At 50.7% G+C, this 17,546-nt stretch carries 14 protein-coding genes; 9 read left to right on the top strand and 5 right to left on the bottom strand.

The features are described from left to right. Window positions 1-9: 9 nt before the first annotated feature. The 4 genes from GL2_RS16840 to GL2_RS16855 form a co-directional block, all read right to left on the bottom strand. Window positions 10-1,260: an efflux RND transporter periplasmic adaptor subunit gene (locus GL2_RS16840; protein ID WP_143731730.1), complete on the bottom strand. Its 1,251-nt coding sequence runs from the start codon at window positions 1,258-1,260 to the stop codon at window positions 10-12. Window positions 1,261-1,759: 499 nt separating this feature from the next. Continuing rightward, a complete protein-coding gene (yegQ, locus tag GL2_RS16845; protein ID WP_370452157.1) occupies window positions 1,760-3,070 on the bottom strand; it encodes a tRNA 5-hydroxyuridine modification protein YegQ in 1,311 nt (436 codons plus the stop codon). Between the two features lie 299 nt (window positions 3,071-3,369). Continuing rightward, complete coding sequence (locus tag GL2_RS16850) at window positions 3,370-3,906, bottom strand: cytochrome P460 family protein (protein ID WP_232053854.1); 537 nt, start codon at window positions 3,904-3,906, stop codon at window positions 3,370-3,372. A 142-nt stretch (window positions 3,907-4,048) separates the two neighbouring features. Next, complete coding sequence (locus GL2_RS16855; RefSeq protein WP_143731733.1) at window positions 4,049-4,666, bottom strand: Crp/Fnr family transcriptional regulator; 618 nt, start codon at window positions 4,664-4,666, stop codon at window positions 4,049-4,051. Between the two features lie 396 nt (window positions 4,667-5,062). Here GL2_RS16855 and GL2_RS16860 point away from each other — a divergent pair, with 396 nt between their 5' ends. Beyond that, the gene (locus GL2_RS16860; RefSeq protein ID WP_305072238.1) at window positions 5,063-6,502 is read left to right on the top strand and encodes a bifunctional 2-methylcitrate dehydratase/aconitate hydratase; all 1,440 of its coding nucleotides are present in this window, start codon (window positions 5,063-5,065) and stop codon (window positions 6,500-6,502) included. A 133-nt stretch (window positions 6,503-6,635) separates the two neighbouring features. Here GL2_RS16860 and GL2_RS16865 read toward each other — a convergent pair whose 3' ends face one another. After that, window positions 6,636-7,574: a porin gene (locus GL2_RS16865; RefSeq protein ID WP_143731735.1), complete on the bottom strand. Its 939-nt coding sequence runs from the start codon at window positions 7,572-7,574 to the stop codon at window positions 6,636-6,638. Window positions 7,575-7,907: 333 nt separating this feature from the next. On the opposite strand from GL2_RS16865, the gene GL2_RS16870 reads away from it, so the two are divergent. From GL2_RS16870 to GL2_RS16905, 8 genes are all read left to right on the top strand, one after another. After that, the gene (locus tag GL2_RS16870) at window positions 7,908-10,403 is read left to right on the top strand and encodes a DNA internalization-related competence protein ComEC/Rec2 (RefSeq protein WP_143731736.1); all 2,496 of its coding nucleotides are present in this window, start codon (window positions 7,908-7,910) and stop codon (window positions 10,401-10,403) included. Window positions 10,404-10,483: 80 nt separating this feature from the next. Further along, window positions 10,484-11,107, top strand: coding sequence for a MotA/TolQ/ExbB proton channel family protein (locus tag GL2_RS16875; RefSeq protein WP_143731737.1), 624 nt, complete (start codon window positions 10,484-10,486; stop codon window positions 11,105-11,107). A gap of 15 nt (window positions 11,108-11,122) precedes the next feature. Further along, window positions 11,123-11,542, top strand: coding sequence for a biopolymer transporter ExbD (locus GL2_RS16880; protein WP_143731738.1), 420 nt, complete (start codon window positions 11,123-11,125; stop codon window positions 11,540-11,542). An 88-nt stretch (window positions 11,543-11,630) separates the two neighbouring features. Next, window positions 11,631-13,460, top strand: coding sequence for a lipid A export permease/ATP-binding protein MsbA (gene msbA, locus GL2_RS16885; RefSeq protein WP_143731739.1), 1,830 nt, complete (start codon window positions 11,631-11,633; stop codon window positions 13,458-13,460). A 9-nt stretch (window positions 13,461-13,469) separates the two neighbouring features. Then, window positions 13,470-14,504 (top strand): tetraacyldisaccharide 4'-kinase, encoded by a 1,035-nt coding sequence (lpxK, locus tag GL2_RS16890; protein WP_143731740.1) that lies wholly within the window; start codon window positions 13,470-13,472, stop codon window positions 14,502-14,504. Then, window positions 14,494-15,261: a 3-deoxy-manno-octulosonate cytidylyltransferase gene (gene kdsB, locus GL2_RS16895; protein WP_143731741.1), complete on the top strand. Its 768-nt coding sequence runs from the start codon at window positions 14,494-14,496 to the stop codon at window positions 15,259-15,261. Before lpxK ends, kdsB begins: the two co-directional genes overlap by 11 nt. Before the next feature lie 12 nt (window positions 15,262-15,273). Next, complete coding sequence (murB, locus tag GL2_RS16900) at window positions 15,274-16,290, top strand: UDP-N-acetylmuramate dehydrogenase (protein ID WP_143731742.1); 1,017 nt, start codon at window positions 15,274-15,276, stop codon at window positions 16,288-16,290. 587 nt (window positions 16,291-16,877) lie between these two features. Further along, entirely contained in the window at window positions 16,878-17,531 is a 654-nt protein-coding gene (locus tag GL2_RS16905; protein ID WP_143731743.1) for a response regulator, read from the top strand. Window positions 17,532-17,546 lie beyond the last annotated feature (15 nt).

Consider the following 17,546-nt stretch of genomic DNA (forward strand, 5'->3'; position numbering starts at 1 on the left):
TTTCAGGCTTTAGTCAATAATCTGGATATGCTCAGCTTCATTAAAATTGGCCATATCCGAGAGGATGATACGGTCCGCTTCATTGAGGCCTTGGGTGATCTGGATATATCGACCTGACTCCTCGCCGAAGCTGATGGGCTGGAGTGCCGCTTCCTCCCCGTTTTCGTTAATAAGGAAGAGGTTGGTCTCACTGTGCCTCTGTACATTGATAGGTCTCTCGACGAACAGCGTATCTTCCATAGTGGCGGTGAAGATCCGGGCATCGACGTTGAGTTGTGGCCTGGCAGACTCAGGAGCGCCTGCGCTAAAAGCAATTTCCACTTCAATATTGCCGTCCCGAACCTCAGGAGTAATACGGGTTACCACGCCCTCGACTTTTTCCCTGCGGGTATCAATTTCAGCGGGCTGGCCGACCTCCAGCTGCTCTGCTTTGGATTGTGGTACTTGAACCAGGGCGAGTAGATCTGTTTCGCTGCCGATCAGCGCCAGCTCCTGTCCGGGGTTGACACCTTGCCCCAGCTCTACTGGCAGCCGTTGTAGTATGCCGTTAAGGCCGGCGCGTACGGTCAGTCGGTCTGCAAGTTGCTGGATACTTTGCAGTTGGGTCTGGACTTGGTTGATTTGCTCGCGCTGGATTAACTCTGATTCGACCGCGACTTTGCGCAGGTGATTGATACGCTGCTTTTGCAGGTCCACACGTTTTTTCATTTGCTCTTGGCGTAAGACGGTGGTTTGGTAGGTAAGCTGGGAAACCACGCCGCTTTTAACCAGCTCGTCCTCAGCTTCGCGACGCAACTTGATCACTTGGTAATTGGAGTTCAGTTCCGCGAGTATGGCTTCCTCGGCGAGAACATCGCTCTGGTTGTTCAGAATAAGTCGGCGCAGATTAGCTTCCTCTTGTTCCAGTGAGGTTTCGGCGGCATCCAGATCGCGCATTAACTCGGGATTACTCAGCTGCATAATGACGCTATCACTTTGTACTTCCGCACCGGGACGCAACATGATTTTTTCAACATTGGCTGCGGTTAGGGCGGCAATTAAAGTCTGCTTGTCTGAACGCAGCCTACCATAGCCATCTACCACAACTTGCAGGTCTCCCCGTTGGACGGTACCCAACATCAGCTGTTCCCGCTCAACTTTGTAGGCGCTGTCAGGAATTAAGAGGAGAGTGCTGGTGAATGCCACAAAAGCAAGGGCAGCACCACCCAACATTAAAGGATGCTTAATCAGAGGGCGTTTCTTAGGTTTAATAATATCCATATTGCGGCATTTCCTTGGTTAAGCAATCGTTGCACGCTTTTCTGCTGTAAAACCTTGATGCGGAGGCCAGTTAGAGGTGGAAAACCATAACGATTAAAAAAGGGTGGTATTCCTGTTGGAACTCCGAGGGAGGGCGGGTTTTTATCTTGTAATTAGTACTGTCGAGCATATTTTTATGATCAAAACTTAGGCTGTATAAGGGTTTTAGGTGAAGCTGAAAATGCAGGAAAACTGGTGCAAGAACCAGTTGCTTGCGGTGAGTGGTAGGGAAATACAGGACGGTTTGAATATTGTGAAGTGGGAAGTCACTTGAGAAATTTAACGATTACCCAATGAATTTTGAGGATCAACTCACAAGTTAAAAGGAGGAGATATGGTGGAAATAAAGGTGTCGTGGCTTAGTGAATCCGGTGGTTTGTCTAAACCACTACACCTTTAACAAAATATATTTGTAAAACGAAGGGCTGGATAAGCCTTAGTGCAAATTACAGACCGAGGGTTATCCCAGAGCTTTGACTAATAGTGCCTGTTGAAGTTGATCGTCATCAACGCCCTCAGGTCGGGGTATTTGCACGATATGCCCGGATCCCGGAGCTACATCGATCGCTTTGCCTTCCGTATTCTCCATTTGCTCCAAGGGGAAGAACAAGCTACCGCTGGGAGTCATTAACTCCAATTGATCACCGCGTTCAAAGCGATTTTTAACATCAATCGTCAAATACTCAGGACTTCCGTCAATAAGCTCGCCTACAAACTGCTGGCCCGGAGTTGATACCAATCCCTTTTCATATTGCTGGTATTCTGCCGGTGGATGGCGACGGTAGAAACCTTCCGTGTAGCCCCTGTTCGAGAGGGTTTCCAATTCGTCCATCATCTTCATGTCAAAGTCTTTTCCTGCTGCAGCGTCGTCTATGGCACGACGATAGATCTGAGCAGTACGAGCCACATAGTAGTGGGACTTGGTGCGGCCTTCGATTTTTAAAGAGTGGACTCCCATCTCGGTCAGGCGTTTGACGTGCTGCACAGCCCGCAAGTCTTTGGAGTTCATGATGTAGGTACCGTGCTCATCTTCGTAGGCCGGCATATATTCGCCAGGGCGACCCTCTTCCTGTAGTAAAAAGGCCTGGGAAGTGCTGTCGCTGGCGGAGGTGAGTTGCTGGATGGGTTTCTGGATAGATTCCTGGATAGTTTCCTGGGTTTGCACATGAATCAATTCGCCAACTTCATTCTCTTTAGCTTCATGAGCTTGGTATTGCCAGCGACAGGAGTTGGTGCAGGCGCCCTGGTTGGCATCTCTATGGGTCATATAACCGGACAGCAAGCAGCGCCCGGAATAGGCGATACAGAGTGCACCGTGGACAAAGACTTCCAACTCCATCTCAGGCACTTTCTGGCGAATTTCTTCAATCTCATCCAGGGACAGCTCCCGGGAAAGTATCACCCGAGATAACCCCTGGCGATGCCAGAACTTTGCGGTTGCGTAGTTTACCGCATTGGCCTGTACGGATAGGTGGACTGGCAGATCAGGCCAACGCTCCCTTACCATCATTATCAGGCCTGGGTCGGACATAATCAGGGCGTCAGGCTCCATTTCGACAATTTCTTCCAGGTCCCGCAGGTAACTGCGAACTTTGTCGTTGTGTGCGGCGATATTGGAGGCGATATAGAACTGTTTTCCCTGCTGGTGTGCTTCTTCTATACCCAGGCGCAGGGTTTTAATATTTTTGAATTCATTATTGCGCACACGCAAGCTGTAGCGGGGCTGACCGGCATAAACGGCATCGGCACCATAGGCAAACGCATATCGCATATTTTTTAAAGTCCCTGCTGGGGACAGTAACTCAGGTTTAAACACGGAAAAACTCATAGTGGAATAGACGGACGCGGCCGCATATTACCGGCATAGAAAACGCCTGCCAATGCCCCGGGAAGGCTATTCAAACAGGTATTTATTTTTTCTGCTATTTAGTGAATCCAGTGTGTTTTATGTTTGCAGTTATTGATGCAAATCAATTGGCGAGGAAGTAAAAGTGATAAAATGGTTTAAGGAGGGGCTCTGTTCTCAAGAGGAATAGTTGTGAGCCCCCAAAATAGAACGCTTACTTTCTATTATTTCTGTAGGACTTGCTGGTAACCTTGGGTGTATACCCAGTCATTGTTTTTAGCCGGTAAGTGACACCCAAAACAGTTGTTAAGCCCACTGCCTTTCCAGTTTTCAGTTTCACTTTTTGCTATTCCTGGCTTAAATAAAGCCCATCCCCATCCTTCGGCCCAAGCCTCGTTTTTGGGAAATCTCCCTTCAGCATCCTTCACCATCATAAATGTGAACTGGAGGTCAGAAGAGTAGTAAGCTAAACCAGTGGTTAGAGGTTCTGATTGGGTGCTGTTGACATCTTTTACCAGAACTGCGCCATCCGGGAATTTTCCATTTTCACGAAAGGCTTTAACCGCTTCAGGTTGGATGTAAACATTGTGCGTATCCCAGCCTTTACCATTTGAAGACTTTACCTGGTAAGAGCCGAGAAATGTCCAGTTTCTACGATAATCCTGGGGCAAGGTGATGTTTCCCTGTTTATCGACATAATGACTGTATGTAGATTTTAGGTCTTCTTGGGCTATGGCCTGTAGGCTAAACATAAGCACCACTGTGGCCAAATAGATAGTCCGCATGACGTCTCTTCCTTTCCTGATTTAATGGCAGTGAGGGTTAACTCAAGTCTTCAATTTTTTGAAAGTATAGGGAGGCATGGGGAGGTTGACTGTCGGCTGGCTGACATAAAGGCGAAACTTACCTTTGGGTTAAAGCTTCCAGGGCACATTTATTGAGCAGGCAGATATGTTGACGTGTGTAGTCGATAACACCATCCTGCTTCCAGCGACTAAGAAGCTGGCTGACTGTTTGTCTACTGCCGCCCGCCATGGCCGCTAGCTCAGATTGGGAAAGTTTGACGTCCAGTTCATGCCCGTGAGCACATGGCTGCCCACGAAAGTGGAATAGTTGAGATAATAAGCTTGCCAGCCTTACAGGTAAGGGGGCGGTTATATGCTGAAAAAGGCGTTGCTGTAACAGTGATTCCCTATTAGCTAAGTGCTCAATGAGACTTTTAGGGGTTTGTGACAATGAATGCATCATACTATTAAGGTTTTCAGGAAGGGTTACCTCAAGTTCACAACCTATTTTGGCAACTGCCTCGGTATCCTGTGACTTCCCACCGAGACCTGGACCAAACCAGGAGCCTGGGCCATATAAGTCAATAAGCCCTGGGGTGCCACTAAAATCTACTTTATGGATAAGAACATAGCCCGCGTGGATATAATAAATTTTCTGGGAGGCTTGTCCCTGTCGGAATAATATGGTTTCTTTCGTGCAGTGTATTCTTTTTGTTTTAGAGGCTGTTTCTTGCAACTTAATAATTCCTGCCGATGATTTTAAAATGTGTGGTTTGATTCCAGGATTTTTAGTTTGAGCTGATCAATGTTGGGGTGTTTGCACTGAAGGTATATGCCCAAAAGCTAACTGTAAATATCCCGATTCCCCTGTGATTTTCGAACATTAACAAATTATTGTTTTACAGTCCCAGTAATCAGCCAGACTAGTATTGTGGCGGTCCAAAGCACAAAGAACCAGTCCCATCGAACAATTCCATTTTGCTTTCAGGTGTGGGGCTTAGGGTTTCCCGCAGCCTTTTCAAGGATGGCCACTAAAAACAGCTAGGCTTGTTTAATTTCCCTTCACGCTAACGCCAGGCTCTTAGCTATGTGCTCCGATTCAAGCCGAACTGACCGACCAGATTATGATCAAGTGATACAAGATATCGCCGATTACGTTCTCAACTACAGGGTTGATGGAAGCGAAGCTTGGCGCACAGCGCGTTATTGTCTGATGGACTCCCTGGGTTGTGCATGTTTGGCGCTATGTTTTCCCGAGTGCACAAAATTGCTGGGCCCTGTGGTAGAGGGAACTTTGGTGCCAAATGGCGCCCGGGTGCCGGGCACACAATTTTGCTTGGATCCGGTAAAGAGTGCCTGGGATATAGGCGCCACCATCCGCTGGTTGGATTACAACGATACTTGGCTCGCTGCAGAGTGGGGCCATCCATCTGATAACCTGGGTGCCATATTGGCAGTTTGCGATTACCTTTCGCAAAAGAAGCTGGCACGTGGAGAACCCCCACTAAAAATGCTTACAGTTCTGGAAGCAATGGTTAAAGCCTATGAGATACAGGGTGTTCTGGCATTGGCTAATAGCTTTAACCGTGTGGGCCTCGACCATGTACTGCTCGTACGGGTGGCTTCGACGGCAGTGGCGACCTGGTTAAAAGGGGGTGGCCGTGAAGAGGTGATGGCTGCGGTCTCGCTGGCATGGGTGGATGGCAGTGCTTTACGTACCTATCGGCATGCGCCGAATACCGGTTCCCGCAAGTCCTGGGCAGCAGGGGATGCTACATCCCGGGGTGTGCGTCTGGCGGATATGGTTTTGCGTGGGGAGATGGGGGTGCCCGGTGCACTGACGGCGAAGCAATGGGGTTTCTACGATGTTTTATTCAGCAAGACCAATGCAGATCAAAAGATAAAAGTGCAGGAGGACCGTGAATTTAACTTTCCTCGTGGTTATGGTTCGTACGTTATTGAGAACATTTTGTTCAAAATCTCCTATCCAGCAGAATTCCATAGCCAGACAGCTTGTGAGGCGGCGATTATTCTGCATCCAAAGATCAAAGGGCAAGTTACAGAAATTGTTAAAGTTGTAGTTACTACCCATGAGTCTGCAATTCGTATTATTTCTAAAACTGGCCCCCTGGCTAATGCTGCGGACAGGGATCATTGCCTTGAATATATCGTTGCTGTGGGCCTGTTGTTTGGAGGTTTATCCGCTGCGTGTTATGAAGATGATTTTCATCGCGATCATCCAGAAATAGATGAACTACGCAAAAAAATTGAAGTGGTAGAGGATAAGCGTTATTCCAAAGAATATCTGGAGCCAGACAAGCGATCTATTGCCAATGCGGTTCAGGTGTTTTTTAAAGATGGCAGCAAGACCGATCAGGTTGAAGTCGAATATCCATTGGGGCATAGGCGACGACGTATGGAGGGTATTCCGCTGTTGGAGGAGAAATTCAAATCAAACCTGCTCGCGCGCTTCCCCCCCCATCAGGTGGGAAAGATAATTGATATTTTTGAGGGGCAACAGAAATTTGAGGAGGTGCCAGTGAATAGATTTATGGACCTGCTGGTAATTTAGCGAATTCAATTTCCACTTTTTTCGGGCGCAGAAAAAGCGGCCAGAGGCCGCTTTTTCCCACGTTCATATCAAAATGCGGTGATCAAGCTGCTCAACCCAAACCCAATTTGGATGACCGCCGCATAATGCGTAATTAGAACTTGTATTCAGCACCGATACCGGCGTAGCTGCGATCGTAATCGTCGTCAGCAGTTTCGTCGGTGTAGAAGCCGAAAACTTTTGCTGCGCTGTTGAACTTGTAATCAAGGCCCAGACTGTAAGTTTCGCCACCTTCTTCCTTGATGTCAGACTGGCCGTACTGAGCTTTCAAGGTCCACTGCTCAATTTTATAAGCAACGGAGCCCATCCAACCGTCAGCGTTCTCACCAGCAGCATCTTCCTGGTCTTCGAATAGTGCACCTACCTGTACAGGGCCGATGTTGTACTGGGCGACAAAGCGCTGAACGTCAGTATCCTGGCCTTCAACGTCCTGATCAACAGCGTAAGCCATATATACGCCGTTGTTGTCGTAGGCAACAGATACGGAAACGCCGTTGTTGCGTTCCTCACCGGTTACATCATTGATCACTTCATCTTTATTGCTGATATAAGCAGCAGAGGCTTTGAAGCCTGCGAAAGACGGGGTAGTGTATTGCAGTGCGTCTTCTTCACGGTTGTCGCTGCTGGTGATCAGGCTCTTGATATCACCTTCCAGGTCGTTGAACAGGTCAACTTTCTTCTGGGCAACTTTCAGCGGAGTATCGAATTTACCTGCGATAACCTGACCAAGGCCGCCTTCCAGCCCGGCATAGATGTTGCGCTGGGAGAAAGTGTCATCGGCATCGCCGTCCATATCTACCTGGTATTCCATACGGTAGATACCCTTGATACCGTCGGTCAGGGCGATCTCACCCTTCACACCCAGACGGGAAGCGTTGCTTTGAACGTCAGTTACAGAGCCGTCATCTTCGTCAGCAGACTGGAAGGTAACATTGGCTTTGCCGTAAAAGTCGAGGACATCGCCTTCTTCTTGGGCGTTGGCCAGAGTAGGGATCATGGCAACAATGGCCAGAGAGAGAGCGGTCTTGTTCATAGTCGTCTCGCACAGTTTATGGTTTTAGGTTGAGGAGAAGCCGTCCGATCTGTTTGTTGGCTGCCCCTAGATTTGGTGCGGATTCTGCGACCTGAATATTACAAACATGTTAAACATGGCACTTTTCTTATTGGCACATAGCCAGTGGATGCCATAAATAGCCATTGAGGTAGCCTGAAAGCGGTAATACACGCCGATATCAGCCCTAATTGGCGCGATTGTACATATTTGTTAGGGGGAGGGAGTCCTTTTGAGTGAATTTCGTACAGGGGCCTTTATTGGAGGTGGGGGCAAGCCCGGGGTAAGGCATTCAGAATCCTGGGCGGCAAAGTAATGGGAAAGGTCCTATCTTTGGGGCCTGTTGGGCCAACCACATTACTGGGGGTTTTCTCCCTATCGATCGCGACGATCGGACTACTTCCCAAACTTCCAGAGCTAGAGAAGCTACTGGGAGCCTACCTGATTACAGTACTCGTAGTGGTCTTGGCTTTTCCGCGACGAGGTCCCTGGATTCCTCTGTTGCTGGTATCTCTGGCCGGCTCATCATGGGCAGTATGGAGTAACCAAAAGGCCCTGGATCAGCGCCTGCCCCTCTGGGCGCACGGATCCGATCATTCGCTGGAAGTGGAGGTGGTGTCCCTGCCGGAGACTCGCTCTACGGATACTGAACACTGGCAGAGAGGCCCTGGTAACAGTGTGCGCTTTCAGGCCAAAGTGCTTTCCATGGGAGGATATATCGTGCCGGGAAGCCTGCTCTATCTCACCTGGTACCGGGCAGGGCCAGATGTTCTTGCCCGTCTGCGGGGCAATAGCCGCTGGCTGCTTCCTGTTCGATTAAAGCGACCCCGAGGCAGCGTGAATCCCAATGGCTTTGACTACGAGGGCTGGCTACTGCGTCGCGGTGTCTATGCGACGGGCTATCTGCGCCCAAGTGATGCGCAACCAGAATGGCTGGGGCAAGGGTGGGGGTTGGCCAGAGTGCGTGATGGATTGCGTAATAGCTTGCGAGGGCAGCCTTACGTGAGGCCCGCACTGATTGCTGCGCTTCTTTTGGGAGACCGTAGCGGGCTCAGCGAGGATGAGCGTGAGACTTTGCAGCGTACGGGGACAGCGCACCTGTTGGCTATTTCGGGGCTGCATGTGGGGATGGTGGCAGGATTCTTACTGCTGATTGGCACTGGGATTGCCCGGTGTATCGGTATGTTTACTGGTACGAGCCCGAGGGCGCTCCCTGTTCTATTGGCCCTTCTTGGTGTCCTGGCTTATACCCTTTTAGCTGGCTCACCCCTATCAGCACAAAGGGCCATGGTAATGACCTGGGTATTGCTACTGGCCCTGCAGTGGCGCCGCAGGATTGGTGCAGGGTTTGCCTTTAGTCTTGCCTTAGCTCTGGTTTTGTTGATTCAGCCTCTCGCTTTTTATGGCGTAGGGTTCTGGTTGTCATTCGGGGCAGTAGCGGCGCTGTTGCTCGGTTTTGGGGGGCGCCAGGTTATTGTCCGAGAGCGCTCTCGCCAGTTTGAAGAGGGCGAAGTTCAACCAGCAAACTGGTGGATTGGTGTTCCCAGGGCCTTTGTCCAGCTGTTGCGCAGCCAGTGGTTGGTGGCACTGGGTTTGATTCTTCCTTCGGTTATCTTTTTTTCCGGTTATAGCTCTGGAGGGATGGTACTTAACCTCCTGGCGATCCCATGGCTGGCCTTGCTGATTTTACCAGCGCTTATGGTGGGTGCTCTATTGATGCACACGGCGCTTGGGCAGTTGTGTCTGCACTTTGCCGATTGGCAACTGGATCTTTTACTACGGCTTTTGGATAAAGCCGAAGGGATTTTGCCTTCCTGGCAGGCACTAGGCCTACCTCAGGGGTGGTTGATGTTGACTGTCACAGCGGGGTGTTTGCTGTTATTGCTCATGCCGCGGGGGATACCCGGGCGAAACCTCGGGTGGCTGTTTCTGCTGCCACTGATTCAGCCGGTACTGTCTTTACCCACTCCGGGGCGTGAAGGGTTTACTTTTACCGCGCTTGATGTAGGGCAGGGTCTGGCCCTCGCTCTTTATTCACCACAGGCAAATATTGTTTTTGATGCGGGGCCGGTGTCGCCCTCAGGCTGGAGTGCCGGGAATTCGATCGTTGCGCCTTTTTTAGACGGGAGGGGACTGGGAGCGCTTGATGCACTGATCGTCAGTCACGGTGACAGGGATCACGCAGGAGGGGTCGAGGGACTGTTACAGGGGAGGACTTTGAGAAGCCTGTATTCCCCGGGACTATTGGGGAACAGACTGGCTCCGAGCCTGGGTGTTCCCTCCACAGCGTGTATTGCCGGTGCCAAAGAGAGATTTGGTGACATACATGTTCGTTGGCTTTGGCCTGAACAAATGGCAATCAACGGAGAGGAAAATGATCATAGTTGTGTCGCCCTGGTTGAGTGGCGCGGGGTGCGACTATTGCTAACAGGGGATATCAGTAGCGCGGTGGAGCGTCGTTTATCGCTGGCCTTTCCACAATTTAAATCAGTGGATGTGTTGGTGGCACCACATCACGGTTCAAAGACCTCATCATCGAAGGTGTTGCTTCATTGGGCAAAACCCAAGCGGGTTATTTTCAGTGCAGGTTTTCGTCATCACTTTGGTCATCCACATGCGGATGTCGTAGCGCGATATCGTGAAGCCGGTGTGCAAATTTTCAATACAGCGCAAAGTGGAGCGATTGAATTTCACTGGAATGAAGGTTTTCATGATCCCGAGATTTTTCACGCCAGGTCGGCTCCGCGATTTTGGTATGCGAGTCACAGTGATGAAGAAGAGGGGCGCGGAGGACTTAGCCGCCGGGAATAGCTGTGATAAAGTGCAGGGCCTGCATTTATGGTGCAGAAGAAAATTACAGAAATCCCTCTCGCTGTTTGGGGCCAAGAAACGTGTTTGAAATAATAAAATCTGGCGGCTTGCTGATGCTGCCGATCCTGCTTTGTTCTGTTGCCGTAATTGCAATTTGTATCGAACGCCTTTGGACCTTAAGTCCACAGCGTATTGCGCCGCGAACGTTGTTGGGAGAGGTGTGGGGTTGGCTCAAAAGCAATCAGGTAGACGCTGAAAAACTTAAAGAATTACGCGACTCCAGCCCACTGGGACGGATTTTTGCTACAGGTCTTTCCAACTCCCGTCACGGTCGCGAGATTATGAAAGACAGCATTGAAGAAACCGCGAGCCAAGTGGTTCACGATCTTGAACGCTTCCTGGGCGCGCTGGGCACGATTGCTGCTGTTGCACCGTTGATTGGTTTGCTGGGTACAGTTATAGGTATGATTCAAGTGTTTACCGCAATCATGCTCGAAGGCACCGGGAACGCGGGGGTGTTGGCCGGAGGCATCAGCCAGGCTCTGATTACTACTGCGGCCGGTTTGACGGTGGCTATCCCAGCATTGATGGCACATAGGTATTTTCAACGTCGTGTGGATACCATCGTGGTAACTATGGAGCAGGAAGCGGTGAAACTCGTGGATGCTTTGCACAGTGACCGTAAAATCGAAGATGCGGCCTGAGCGAGGTAGCAATCCATGCAATTCCGCCGCCAAACCAAAGAGCAGGATGGGGTAAACCTCACGCCGTTGATCGACGTCGTCTTCCTGCTGCTGATTTTCTTTATGGTGTCTACCACCTTTACCAAAGAGAGCCACCTCAAGCTGAATCTGCCTGAGGCTGCAGGCCCACAAGCAGCAGAGGAATCCCGTGCTGTTGAAATTTTGATCAGTGCGGACGGTTCCTATTCAGTGGATGGTCAAGGCCTGATCAATAAAAAGCTGACCACTTTGAAATCTGCGCTGTCGGAAGTATCCGCGGGCGAGTACAATCGCCCGCTTGTGATAACCGCCGACGCCACAGCCCACCACCAGGCTGTGGTGCGGGCAATGGATGCCGCTGGACAGTTGGGCTTTGTCAACCTAAGCATTACTACACGGCAACCTGAAGAGAACTAGCGCGCAAAGCCTGCCTTGAGACCATGATTGGTTGTGTGTTTTGTGTGCGAACCGGCCCCTTCGGGGGCGGGTCCAGTCATTGGTCTGTATGAAGAAAGTAACATTGCCCCCGAGCAAACCACAGCGCGGGGCGCACACCTATCGACGCCTGCTCGCCTACGCCCGACCGCATTTGGCTATTTTTGCCGTTGCGGTATTGGGTTTTTTTCTGTTTTCCATTATGGGTGTCAGCCTGATTGCTGTTACCGAGCTGTTGCTTGACGCTGTTGGGGCAGGAATTCAGGAGAGTCGTGGCTTCTTATCCAAGTTTGTCGCATCTCATTACCCGGGTGGGGTCATGCCGCAGGAAACTGCGCGCTGGCTGGTACCCCTGGCAATGCTTTTGATCATTGTGCTGAGGGCAATCGGCAATTTTGTCGGCAGTTACGGCCTGGCCTATGTTGGCCGAGCGGTGATTCACCAGTTGCGCGCCCAGCTGTTTGAGAAAATCGGCCAGCTGCCCAGTGCGTATTTCGATCGCTATACTGGCGCCTATCTTATTTCCAAGGTTTCCTACAACGTCGAGCAGGTTACTAACTCCATCACCAAAGCGGTAAAGGTATTATTTCGTGAGTCATTTACCACTATCGGCTTGTTGACATACCTGTTGTTGGTGAATTGGAAGTTGACCTTGACCTTCTTCCTGTTTGCTCCGTTTATCGCCCTGATCGTGCGCACAGTAGGTAAGCGTTTCCGTAAGTTGAGCCACCGGATCCAAAATTCCATGGGCGATGTAACCCATGTTACCCAGGAGGCGATTAACGGTTACCAGGTAGTACGGATGTATGGGGGCCAGGAATATGAGAGCTCGCGCTTCCAATCTGCAAGTGACAATAACCGCAGGCAGTTCATGAAGCTGGTTGTAGCTAATAACGCTAGTGTATCGGTGATCCAGATCCTGGTGGGACTCTCAACCGCTACTATCGTATGGTTGGCGTTGGCGCCGGGAATGGTTGAGGCCATGACCGCTGGTGTTTTTGCTGCCTATATTGGCGCTGCGGCCTCCCTGGCAAAACCGGTGCGCAGCCTTTCGGAGGTTTTTGCAGATATCCAGAAGGGCATTGCCGCAGCGGAAAGTATTTTTGAAGTCATGGATGCACCAAAAGAGCCTCAGGGGGGCAGTGAAGCATTGCCCAAGCCAGTGCAAGGCGCGGTTTCTTTTGAGGGACTCGACTTCAGCTACGATAAGTCTGCGCCCCAGGTGCTCTCCGACATCAACTTTTCTGTTGAGCCGGGTGAAACTGTCGCACTGGTCGGGGCCTCCGGTTCTGGTAAGAGTACCCTGGTGAGCTTGCTTGCTCGATTTTATGAGCCCAGCGGTGGCCGTATCGTTATTGATGGCACCGATATATCAACGGTACCGCTGCAAGATCTACGCCGACATATAAGTATGGTGTCGCAGAATATCGTATTGTTTAATGACACTGTTTACCGAAATATCGCTTATGGAGAGCTTGAGCACGCGCCCAAGGAAAATGTTCTGCGCGCAATTGATCAAGCCCATGCTGCGGACTTCATTGAAGAGCTTTCCCGGGGACTTGAAACCGTTCTGGGAGACAATGCACAGATGCTTTCCGGAGGTCAGCGCCAGCGGCTGTCAATCGCGCGGGCACTACTCAAAGATGCGCCGATCCTGATTTTGGATGAGGCCACCTCCGCATTGGATAATGAATCTGAGCGTCATATCCAGGCGGCTCTTTCAGAGGTGATGAAAAATCGCACTACGTTTGTTATCGCTCACCGCTTGAGTACTATCGAAAATGCCGATCGTATTCTGGTGATGGAGAAGGGGCGTATTGTTGAAAGCGGCAAACACACAGAGTTGCTTGCTCGCGGGGGGCGTTACGCCGCATTGTTGCAACAACAGACTATGGGATAGGGCACTTGGATGTCACTGGAAGACTGGTTTAACAAGCGCTGGTATCCGGAAAAAGGTAAGGGCCGATCCCTCTCCCTGCTTACACCACTGGAAATGCTCTATGGTGGGGTGAGTAAGCGGCGCCGGGTTTTGAATTCACGAACACCTCCGGAACCTTTATCGGTGCCGGTTATAGTAGTGGGGAATATTACCGTGGGCGGTGCTGGCAAGACGCCGATGGTGGCAGAGCTTGCCCGCTGGCTGAAAGAGCGAGGCCATAACCCCGGTATCATCAGTCGCGGTTATGGTGGTCGTGCGCAACATTACCCTTACCAGGTCACAGCTCAGTCCCACCCGCTGGAATCCGGCGATGAACCGTTGATGCTGCACCTGATCACCGGGGTTCCGGTGATGGTTTCCCCCCACCGCACAGAGGCGGCCCAGGCCCTGATTGATTACCATCAGTGCGATGTGATTTTATCGGATGATGGCCTTCAACATTACAGTCTTTGGCGCAGCCTGGAGATTTGCGTGGTGGATGGCCATCGCGGTCTCGGCAACGGCCATATGTTGCCACGCGGCCCATTGCGGGAGCCCGCGACCCGCCTGCAAAATGTGGATATTGTGGTGAGTAACGGTGAACCAGAGACAAAGGTGAAGCAGCAGTGTGGTGATTTGCTGGAGTTCCAGATGACACTGGAGCCGTCATGCTGGCACCAGTTCAACCTTGACCAGACTTCCACTTTACGCCTGACTTCGGGACCCGAACCTGGTCCCTGTCACGGGGTTGCGGCAATTGGCAATCCCCAGCGGTTTTTCCGTGAACTGCAGCGGCTGGGTTATAAGGTGATGGAGCAGCCCTTTGCCGATCATCACCAGTTCAGCCCTCAGGAACTGCATTTCGATGGCGAGACTCCTGTAATTATGACCATGAAAGATGCGGTTAAATGCCGGGATTTCTGGGAGAGTCACTGGTGGGCGCTGGAGGTGAGAGCGAAGTTGCCAGATCATTTCTACCAGAAGGTGCATCAGCACCTGCAACAGTTTTGTGAAAATGAAAAATAATTTTTCCTTCGACGTAATTATTCCTGCTCGCTTTAGTTCCAGTCGTTTACCGGGTAAACCACTTGCTGACATTGCGGGTAAACCCATGGTTCAGCATGTCTATGAGCGGGCCTGTGAAAGCTGTGCAGAGCGTGTGATTGTTGCCACTGACGATATGCGCGTTGCGGAGGCTGTGCAGGGATTTGGAGGGAAGGTATGCATGACCTCAGCAGAGCATGCCTCTGGCACCGACAGGCTTCAGGAAGTGGCTGTTAATCTTGGCCTGGCAGATGATCGCATCCTGGTGAATGTGCAGGGGGATGAGCCCCTTATTCCGGCCCGGGTTATCGATCAGGTCGCCTCCAATCTTGCACAAAATACCCTTACGGGAGTCGCTACCCTGGCGGAACCAATTCTCACCTTGGATGATTTTCGCAATCCGAATATTGTTAAAGTGGTAGTTTCGGAATCCGGTTTGGCCCGTTACTTCTCCCGAGCACCCATTCCATGGCCGAGAGATGCGTTTGCTTTGGATGATGGCAACCTCCCGATGGATCTGGAACCCCGTAGACATATCGGAATCTATGCTTATCGGGTAGCGCTGCTGCAGAGCTTTGTGTCCTGGCCAATGGCGCCCCTGGAGAAATTCGAAGCCTTGGAGCAGCTGCGCTTTCTGTACCACGATGAAAATATTCATGTGGCCGATGCATGTGCCGAGGTGCCTGGAGGCGTTGATACCGAGCAGGACCTGCAGCGGATGCGGAAGCTGATCGGTTAAAGCTGATTTACAATGATAGAAACCAATATCGATTTGCAACCGCATAATACCCTGGCAGTTTCTGCGCGTAGCGCACACTTTGCCAGGGTGCAAACCCTGGAGCAATTGCGTGAAGCTTTGGCCTTCGCCCGTGAGCGGCAGCTGCCTATTTTGCCTCTCGGGGGAGGTAGCAATATCGTATTGACCGGCGACTTTCCGGGTTTGGCAATCCAGGTAGATCTTCGGGGTTTTTCCCTGATCGCTGGTGATTCAGGTTACTCCGTCGAAGCGGCTGCCGGTGAAAATTGGCACCAGCTGGTGATGGCAACTGTACAAAAAGGGTTGGGTGGACTGGAAAACCTGGCGTTAATACCGGGGAAGATAGGCGCTGCACCAATCCAAAATATTGGTGCCTACGGCATTGAGTTATGTGATCGTTTTGTCAGCTTGCAGGCGATGGAGGTTGTGAGTGGTACACTCCATGAGTTTTCAGCGCAAGACTGTGCATTTTCCTACCGAGACAGTGTTTTTAAGGGTAGTCTTCGTGACAAGTATATTATTACCCAGGTCAATTTGTACCTACCAGGGGTTTGGCAGGCTCATGTCGACTACCCGGCACTGCGCCAGTATTTAGCCGAGCAAAACTGGAATGCCAATGCATTGACTCCTGCGCAGGTGGCTCAGGCAGTAATTGAGATTCGCAATAGTAAATTACCGCTACCGGACAGAATTCCCAATGCGGGTAGCTTTTTCAAAAACCCCATTGTTGATAATACCAGTTACCAGACTCTCAAAGCTGAGCACCCAGACTTGGTGGCATTTGCAGCAGGGGACCGCTGGAAATTGGCTGCTGGGTGGCTAATAGATAGAGCAGGCTGGAGAGGTATCAGGCGTAACGCCGTTGGCGTTCATGAATTGCAGGCCCTGGTATTGATAAATCCTGGTAGGGGTGCTGGTTCCGAAGTGACGCAGCTAGCAGAGGAAATCGTTGAAGATGTACATGCGAAGTTTGGCGTATCACTAGAGCCTGAACCGCGTTACTATCCTTGATGCGCTAGCCTTCGCATCGTTACTTCGTTGGCATGTTTCCATAACTCAGGTGCTCAATTCTATGAGTATTTGATTGGCTGTGCTTGCGGTGGTCATTTCATTAGGAGTTACCAGGCCCCTGTAACGACTACAGGGGACGTCAAACTCATTCAAATTTTGCCGTTTCCGGCAGGGCTTTATGCTGTTTCCAGTTCCAGCTCTGTTATAACTAAAAGTAATTCATATATCTATTTTATATTATAAATTGTACCACCTACATATTCTTCGCTTTGCCTCTCAGTTGTTCGCAAATAGTGCGGAATCAAGATGGTTGATCGCAGAAAAATAACTTGGTACGTTTTTACAGTATAATAAATGGTTATAAAGGCAGCAAGATCCTGCGGCCAAATGTCTTTTCGGCAGCATTTGAAACGGCGGTATCGCTTTGCAGTAGCGTTTTTGTCTGGTATGTTGCGACTGGATTCTTGGGGTGGATCTGCACGGGGTAGTTTCCCTGTGAGTAATAAGAAGAACGCAGTTATAAGGGCGCGCGCGATGGGGATTGATTCGCTGCGCAGCCGCTGCACTTATCCGTAGTTGGGGATAGCTTGATCAAAGTCTTAGTGGTGGATGATCACGATCTTGTGCGAATGGGGATTTCGCGCATGTTAAGTGATGTCGCGGATATAGAGGTTGTTGGCGAGGCAAACTGTGGTGAAGAAGCCCTGGAGTTTGTGCGCCAGTCTGAGGTCGAAGTCATCCTGATGGATGTTAAAATGCCGGGGATGGGTGGTCTAGAGGCGACACGAAAGTTGCTTGGGCGCTTTCCTGAGACCAAAGTGGTCGCGGTCAGCGCTTTGGATGATGACCTTTTCCCCGGGCGACTGATGCAGGCCGGCGCTATGGGGTATGTCACCAAAGGCGCCGACTTGGAAGAAATGGTTCGCGCCATCCGCACCGTGGTCAATGGTGGTGTTTTTATCAGTAACTCTATGGCCACCAAAATGGCCTTGCGCAATGTCTCCGGCAAGGCTGAAAATCGCTCTCCCTTCGAGAAACTTTCAAAGCGTGAATTACAAACTGCGGATATGATCGTTAACGGGGCCAAGGTCGCGGAGATTGCCAAATCACTTTCCGTTAGCCCAAAAACAGTAAACAGCTACCGCTATCGGATTTTCGAGAAGCTGAATATTAACAGCGATGTGGAGTTAACCCTGCTTGCCGTCAAATACCAGATACTCGACCCTGAAGCAGCTCTTTGATTCCAGCGGGTTACC

Source organism: Microbulbifer sp. GL-2 (assembly GCF_007183175.1).
GTDB lineage: Bacteria > Pseudomonadota > Gammaproteobacteria > Pseudomonadales > Cellvibrionaceae > Microbulbifer.